Annotated in this window: 1 rRNA gene; it reads right to left on the reverse strand. The window is 56.0% G+C overall.

The annotated features are described in order from the left end of the window. Window positions 1-1,810 (reverse strand): 23S ribosomal RNA (locus ABD158_RS19220); the annotation flags it as partial.

Consider the following 1,810-nt stretch of genomic DNA (forward strand, 5'->3'; position numbering starts at 1 on the left):
ATCTAGTTCGACCAGAGTGGTATTTCAACGTCGACTCCACACCCACTGGCGTGAATGCTTCACAGTCTCCCACCTATCCTACACAAACCGAACCAAACACCAATACCAAACTATAGTAAAGGTCCCGGGGTCTTTCCGTCCTGCCGCGCGTAACGAGCATCTTTACTCGTACTGCAATTTCGCCGAGTCCACGGTTGAGACAGCGCCCAAGTCGTTACTCCATTCGTGCAGGTCGGAACTTACCCGACAAGGAATTTCGCTACCTTAGGATGGTTATAGTTACCACCGCCGTTTACTGGGGCTTAAGTTCTCCGCTTCGGTGTTACCACCTAACAGGTCCCCTTAACCTTCCAGCACCGGGCAGGAGTCAGTCCGTATACATCGTCTTACGACTTCGCACGGACCTGTGTTTTTAGTAAACAGTCGCTTGGGCCTGGTCTCTGCGGCCATCACCGCTTCCCACACGCAAGGCGTGGTCACGGATCCGGCCCCCCTTCTCCCGAAGTTACGGGGGCATTTTGCCGAGTTCCTTAACCATGGTTGTCTCGATCGCCTCGGTATTCTCTACCTGATCACCTGAGTCGGTTTGGGGTACGGGCGGCGCATAGCTCGCTAGAGGTTTTTCTCGACAGCATAGGATCATCGACTTCCCCCATACGGGGTCCCCATCAGGTCTCAAGATACGCACTGAAGCGCTGTCTCCCGGATTTGCCTAGAAGACTCCCTACACCCTTGACCACAGACAACCATCGCTGTGGATCGACTACCTTCCTGCGTCACCCCATCGCTTGACTACTACCGGATCGGGTCATGCGCTCAACCACCCCACACCCTCCCGAAGGAGAATGAGACAGGGCGGCATCGGGCACTTAGCATCACCGGCCTCGTCATGGGCGCTACTTTGCCGGTACGGGAATATCAACCCGTTGTCCATCGACTACGCCTGTCGGCCTCGCCTTAGGTCCCGACTTACCCAGGGCAGATTAGCTTGACCCTGGAACCCTTGATCAATCGGCGCACGTGTTTCTCACACGTGATTCGCTACTCATGCCTGCATTCTCACTCGCGTGGCGTCCACAGCTGGATCACTCCGCTGCTTCACCCCCCACACGACGCTCCCCTACCCATCCACACACCCATTAGGGTCCGTCATCAAAGACAGTGCAAATGCCATAGCTTCGGCGGATGACTTGAGCCCCGCTACATTGTCGGCGCGGAATCACTTGACCAGTGAGCTATTACGCACTCTTTCAAGGATGGCTGCTTCCAAGCCAACCTCCTGGTTGTCACTGCAACTCCACATCCTTTTCCACTGAGTCACCACTTAGGGGCCTTAGCTGATGATCTGGGCTGTTTCCCTCTCGACCACGGAGCTTATCCCCCGCGGTCTCACTGCCGCGCTCTCACTTACACCCATTCGGAGTTTGGTTAACGTCAGTAACCTGGTCGGGCCCATCGGCTATCCAGTGCTCTACCTGGCGCAAGAAACACGCGACGCTGCACCTAAATGCATTTCGGGGAGAACCAGCTATCACGGAGTTTGATTGGCCTTTCACCCCTATCCACAGGTCATCCCCTCCATTTTCAACTGAAGTGGGTTCGGTCCTCCACGCGGTCTTACCCGCGCTTCAACCTGCCCATGGATAGATCACTCCGCTTCGGGTCTAGACCCAGCGACTACACCATTACTGGCTACGCCCTCTTCGGACTCGCTTTCGCTACGGCTTCCCCACACGGGTTAACCTCGCCACTGAGCACTAACTCGCAGGCTCATTCTTCAAAAGGCACGCCGTCACCCCCACCCACAAGG

Origin of the sequence: Nocardioides lentus, assembly GCF_039529515.1 — a bacterium.
GTDB lineage: Bacteria > Actinomycetota > Actinomycetes > Propionibacteriales > Nocardioidaceae > Nocardioides > Nocardioides lentus.